This is a genomic window from Anaerosalibacter sp. Marseille-P3206, assembly GCF_900155565.1.
Taxonomy (GTDB): domain Bacteria; phylum Bacillota; class Clostridia; order Tissierellales; family Sporanaerobacteraceae; genus FUHM01.
Map to the genome: position 1 here is coordinate 2,298,996 of NZ_FUHM01000002.1, position 6,141 is coordinate 2,305,136.

At 35.1% G+C, this 6,141-nt stretch carries 5 protein-coding genes and 1 rRNA gene; 5 read left to right on the forward strand and 1 reads right to left on the reverse strand.

Going from position 1 to position 6,141, the window contains the following annotated elements; genetic code table 11:
* Positions 1-8 precede the first annotated feature (8 nt).
* The 3 genes from BQ9840_RS12330 to BQ9840_RS12340 are packed head-to-tail and all read left to right on the forward strand — an operon-like array spanning position 9 to position 3,266.
* On the forward strand, positions 9-1,181 hold the full coding sequence (locus BQ9840_RS12330) for a sensor histidine kinase (RefSeq protein ID WP_077370054.1): 1,173 nt from the start codon (positions 9-11) through the stop codon (positions 1,179-1,181).
* Complete coding sequence (locus tag BQ9840_RS12335; protein WP_077370055.1) at positions 1,174-1,833, forward strand: response regulator; 660 nt, start codon at positions 1,174-1,176, stop codon at positions 1,831-1,833. Before BQ9840_RS12330 ends, BQ9840_RS12335 begins: the two co-directional genes overlap by 8 nt.
* Positions 1,834-1,847: 14 nt before the next feature.
* Positions 1,848-3,266 (forward strand): aminopeptidase, encoded by a 1,419-nt coding sequence (locus BQ9840_RS12340; RefSeq protein WP_077370056.1) that lies wholly within the window; start codon positions 1,848-1,850, stop codon positions 3,264-3,266.
* Positions 3,267-3,291: 25 nt separating this feature from the next.
* On the opposite strand, the gene BQ9840_RS12345 is transcribed toward BQ9840_RS12340, so the two are convergent.
* Positions 3,292-4,209, reverse strand: coding sequence for a selenium metabolism-associated LysR family transcriptional regulator (locus tag BQ9840_RS12345; protein WP_077370057.1), 918 nt, complete (start codon positions 4,207-4,209; stop codon positions 3,292-3,294).
* A 206-nt stretch (positions 4,210-4,415) separates the two neighbouring features.
* Here BQ9840_RS12345 and BQ9840_RS13005 point away from each other — a divergent pair, with 206 nt between their 5' ends.
* Complete coding sequence (locus BQ9840_RS13005; RefSeq protein ID WP_255371039.1) at positions 4,416-4,538, forward strand: hypothetical protein; 123 nt, start codon at positions 4,416-4,418, stop codon at positions 4,536-4,538.
* 65 nt (positions 4,539-4,603) lie between these two features.
* Positions 4,604-6,133: ribosomal RNA gene (locus BQ9840_RS12350) — 16S ribosomal RNA — on the forward strand.
* Positions 6,134-6,141 lie beyond the last annotated feature (8 nt).

Sequence of the window (6,141 nt, forward strand, 5' to 3'; positions counted from 1 at the left end):
AATATATAATGAGTGATACCCATATAGATATAAAAAGAATAAATGAAATACTTAATGATACCATAACTACTATAGAAACTAATCGTGAAGAAATATTTGATATAGTAGAACATGCAAGAAATGAATGTAATAATATTAAAGAACAATTACAAAAGGTTAAAGAAAAGGCAGAAAAGGTTATTTATGAAGTAGATGTATTAGAAGTTGAAGAGAAAAGTAGTAGAATTAGATTAGCCTCTGTTAGTAAAAATTTCAAAAATTATGATGAAGAAGATATTAGAAGTTCTTATGAAAAGACTAATGAGCTTAGGGTATTGCTCACTTTGAAACGAGAAGAGGAAAAGAGCTTAATTGAAAAAAGGGCAGATTTAGAGATTAGATTAAAAGAATCTGTGAAGGTATTAGAAAAAGCTGAAAAGATAAATAGCCAAGTTGGGATTGCCATGGAATGTTTAAAGGGAAATTTAAATGATATATTGGCTACAGTAGGTGATTTAAGTAAGAGGCAGTTATTAGGGATAAAAATTATTGAAGCACAGGAAGAAGAAAGACAAAGGCTAGCTAGGGATATACACGATGGACCAGCACAATCTATGGCCAGTATAGTTATTAAGACAGAACTATGCGAAAGGCTTTTAGCAACAGATAAAGAAAAAACAAAAGAAGAATTAGTTGAACTAAAGAATATTGCTAGACATAATTTGAAGGATATTAGAAAAATAATTTATGATTTAAGGCCTATGTCTTTAGATGATTTAGGCTTAGTACCTACATTGGAAAGATATATTTATAATTTTCAAAATGAAACAGGGATTTTAGTTGAATTGAAGGTGATTGGCAATATAAAACATATGGGTTCTACATTTGAAATTGCTATATTTAGGATAGTTCAAGAAGCATTGAATAATATTGAGAAGCATTCTAATGCTACTAATGTAAATATTATAGTAGAAGCATCATTAGAAAAATTGAACTTAATGGTGTCAGATAATGGAGATGGATTTGATTTAGAATTATATAGCAATGATGGAGATGTTCGAACTGGAGGTTTTGGGTTAATAAGCATGAAAGAAAGAGCTGAGTTAATTAATGGAAAGCTTGAAATAAAATCATCCCCAGGGATGGGAACTAACATATATCTTTCAATCCCATTAATTAAGGAGGAAGATTATAATGAGTAAAAAAAAGATTGCAGTTATGCTAGTTGATGACCATAAACTATTAAGGCAAGGTCTTAAACAAATTCTAGAACTAGAAGAGGACATAAATGTAGTTGCCCAAGCTGGAGATGGTGAGGAAGCCATTGAAAAGGCCCAGAAATATAATCCTGATATAATATTATTAGATATAAATATGCCTAAAGTAAATGGAATAGAAACTTTGAGAAGATTAAAAGATTTAGGTATAAATTCAAAAATAATAATACTTACTATTTACGACGATAGAGAGTATTTATTTGAAACTATGAAAATAGGGGCTAGTGGGTATGTTCTTAAGGATTCAGATGCAGATAGTTTAATAAAAGCAATAGAGGATGTAAATGATGGAAAGACCTACATACAACCTAGTATTGCTTCAGCTTTAGTAGGAGAGATAAATGAAAAAAACAAAAAAGATGGTGATTATGCAAAGATTGAATCTTTAACAAAACGAGAATATGAAGTATTGACATTAGTAGCTGAAGGTCTTAATAACAAAGAAATCGCCAGTAAGTTATTTATCAGTGAAAAAACAGTTAAAAACCATGTGTCTAATATTTTTAAAAAAATAAAAGTAAATGATAGAATTCAAGCAGCAATTTTTGCATTTAAAAACAATATAAAAAAAATATAAATGGGGGTAATAAAATGACAGGCAAAAAACTTATGGAAGAACTAACAAAAAAATACAAAAGCGTTTGGGAAGTAATTTCAGAAAAAGAAAGAGAAGAACTATTTTCAGTTAATGAAGATTACAAAAAATTCTTAGATTTAGGAAAAACAGAACGAGAAAGTGCAAGAGAAATTATTAAAAGAGCAGAAAAAAGTGGTTTTAAATGTTTAAATGAGATTATTGATTCTAAAGAGAAACTTAAGCCCGGTATGAAAGTATATGCTAACAATAAAGATAAAGGTGTAGCACTATTTGTTTTAGGTAAAGAATCAATTGAAAAGGGAATGAATATCGTTGGTTCCCATATAGATTCCCCTAGACTTGATTTAAAACAGAATCCATTATACGAAGATTCAGAAATGGCTTTTCTAAAGACTCATTATTATGGTGGAATTAGAAAATATCAATGGGTATCATTACCTCTTGCATTACATGGAGTAGTTGTTAAAAATAATGGAGAAAAAATTGATATTGTTATAGGTGAAGAAGAAACTGATCCTGTATTTTTAATTACTGACTTATTACCACATTTGGCCAAAGATCAAGGAAGCAAAAAATTAGATGAAGCTATTGCTGGAGAAGGATTAAATTTAATTATAGGAAGTATACCTTATGCTGATGATGAGATAGATGAAAAAATAAAACTTAATGTTTTAAAAATTCTAAATAAAAAATATGGAATAACAGAAGAAGATTTTACAACTGCTGAATTAGAAGCAGTACCAGCTGGAAAAGCTAGGGATGTAGGTATAGATAGGGGTTTGGTTCTTTCCTATGGTCATGATGATAGAGTATGTGCTTATACATGTTTACAAGCTATATTAGAAGTTGAAAATCCTGAGATAACATCTGTAGGTCTATTTGTTGATAAAGAGGAAATAGGTAGTGTTGGAAATACAGGTATGCATTCACATTTCTTTGAAGATGCTGTTGCTGAGATAGTATCCTTAACAGAAGAAAATTATACTGATTTGAAATTGAGGAGAGCTTTAGCAAATTCAAAGGTATTATCTTCAGATGTTGCAGCTGCATATGATCCAAACTATCCAGAAGTATTTGATAAGCTTAACAATGCTTATGTAGGTAAAGGGGTAACATTAGTTAAATATACAGGTTCAAGAGGAAAAGGTGGAAGTAATGATGCTAATGCTGAGTTTATTAGTTATATAAGAAGAATATTTAATGAAAATAATATAGTATGGCAAACTAGTGAACTTGGTAAGGTTGATCAAGGAGGAGGAGGTACTATAGCTTACATTTTAGCTAACTATGGTATGGAAGTAGTAGACTGTGGTGTTCCAGTGCTAAGCATGCATGCTCCTTATGAAGCAGTAAGTAAAGCAGATGTTTATATGACATATAAAGGATATAAGGCTTTTTATAAATCAAAATAAAACGAACTAAAGCAAAAAAATCAGGCTATTTAGCCTGATTTTTTACTTTAGTATATTCTAATACAAAATCTTTAAAAGTCTCACTTAGTGGAGATAATTGTCTGTTTTTATGATATACAAAATAGAATTTTCTAGAAAGATCTAAGTTTTTAACATTAAAAACTTTAAATCTTTCTAGCGAATATTTATCCTGTACAGTACGCTCAGATAGAAAACTAACGCCTGCACCTAATGAAATTAAGTTTTTAATGGTTTCAGTATCTTCTATGTACGCAAGGATTTTAAGAGAACTACTAGAAATATTATTTGATTTTAATGTTTTTTCAAGGAGTTCCCTAGTCCCTGAACCTTTTTCTCTGAAAATCAAATTTTCTTTAAAAAGAATATCTAATTCAAGGGTTTCAAAGTTATTATAAGGGAAGTTTTCATTATTAGCTGTAACTAATAAAAGTCTATCTTCCATTAATTCAATGTATTCTAAGTTATTAGATGGGTACATGGCACCTACTATGCCAAAGTCTGTTTCCCAACTTAGAATGCTTTTTATTACTTGTTTAGAATCTTTATCTTTTAAAGAGAACGTTACATCTGGGTAAATAGAGATAAATTCTTTTAGTATTTTAGGTAATAGATATTGTCTAGGAACAGAACTAGAACTAATATCTAAATGTCCATTGATTTTACCTCTGTATGAACTTAAGTCAAACTTAGCCATTTCGCACGTATTAATAATATCCAAAGCGTATTTAAAAAGTATATTGCCGGTTTGTGTTAAACTCATATTTTTACCAGTACGATTTATTAATACTGTTCCAAGTTCTTTTTCTAGGTTTTGAATATGGCTAGTGACAGTTGGTTGAGTTATAAAGAGTTTATCTGCTGCTTTTGAAAAACTTTTATACTTACATACTTCTAGAAAAGTTTCTAGTTGACGAAGATCCATTTTTTAATCACCACTTTCAAATCATATTGATATCTTTATTTTATCAGTATAGTTGAAATAATGCTATAACAACTAATATGATTTTTATTTTTGTTAAAAGTATTGACAAAGATAAAAAAACCTGTTATATTATAAAAGCTGTCTGAAACACATGAAAAAAGACAGCAAAACAAATGAAAATTATCTCTTGACAAAAGAGCCAAAAGATGATATCATTTGTAATTGTTGCTGACATAGCAGAAGAAAATAACTTGAAAAAAGATTTAAAAAAGTTATTGACAAAGAAGTTCAAATATGCTATATTAATAAGGCAACTTAAAGAACCATGAAAATTGAACAGCGTAATACAATCCTTGAGTTTAATGATTTTAAATAATTTGTTCAGGTAAAACTTTTTTATGAGAGTTTGATCCTGGCTCAGGACGAACGCTGGCGGCGTGCCTAACACATGCAAGTCGAGCGAAGGATATATGAGGAAATCTTCGGATGGAATCATATAAACTTAGCGGCGGACGGGTGAGTAACGCGTGAGGAACCTGCCTTGCACAAGGGGATAGCCTCGGGAAACCGGGATTAATACCCTATGACACTTAAGATTCGCATGAATTTTAAGTTAAAGCGCTTTAGCGGTGCAAGATGGCCTCGCGTCCCATTAGCTAGTTGGTAAGGTAAAAGCTTACCAAGGCTACGATGGGTAGCCGGCCTGAGAGGGTGACCGGCCACACTGGAACTGAGACACGGTCCAGACTCCTACGGGAGGCAGCAGTGGGGAATATTGCACAATGGAGGAAACTCTGATGCAGCGACGCCGCGTGAGCGATGAAGGTTTTCGGATCGTAAAGCTCTGTCCTAAGGGAAGATAATGACGGTACCTTAGGAGGAAGCCCCGGCTAACTACGTGCCAGCAGCCGCGGTAATACGTAGGGGGCGAGCGTTGTCCGGAATTATTGGGCGTAAAGGGTGCGTAGGCGGCCTTGTAAGTCAGATGTGAAAGATCACGGCTTAACTGTGGTAAGCATTTGAAACTGCAGGGCTTGAGTACAGGAGAGGAGAGTGGAATTCCTAGTGTAGCGGTGAAATGCGTAGATATTAGGAGGAATACCAGTGGCGAAGGCGACTCTCTGGACTGTAACTGACGCTGAGGCACGAAAGCGTGGGGAGCAAACAGGATTAGATACCCTGGTAGTCCACGCTGTAAACGATGAGTGCTAGGTGTCGGGGGTCAAACCTCGGTGCCGCAGTTAACACATTAAGCACTCCGCCTGGGGAGTACGGCCGCAAGGCTGAAACTCAAAGGAATTGACGGGGACCCGCACAAGCAGCGGAGCATGTGGTTTAATTCGAAGCAACGCGAAGAACCTTACCAGGGCTTGACATCCCTCGGACCGAACTAGAGATAGTTCTTTCCCTTCGGGGACTGAGGTGACAGGTGGTGCATGGTTGTCGTCAGCTCGTGTCGTGAGATGTTGGGTTAAGTCCCGCAACGAGCGCAACCCCTACTTTTAGTTGCAAACAGTTCGGCTGTGCACTCTAGAGGGACTGCCGATGATAAATCGGAGGAAGGTGGGGATGACGTCAAATCATCATGCCCTTTATGTCCTGGGCTACACACGTGCTACAATGGTCAATACAACGGGTAGCGACCTCGCGAGAGGTAGCCAATCCCACAAAGTTGATCCCAGTTCGGATTGTAGGCTGCAATTCGCCTACATGAAGCCGGAGTTGCTAGTAATCGCGGATCAGAATGTCGCGGTGAATGCGTTCCCGGGTCTTGTACACACCGCCCGTCACACCATGGAAGTTGACAATACCCGAAGCCAGTGAGCTAACCGTAAGGAGGCAGCTGTCGAAGGTAGGGCCAATGACTGGGGTGAAGTCGTAACAAGGTAGCCGTATCGGAAGGTGCGGCTGGATCACCTCCTTTCTAAGGAG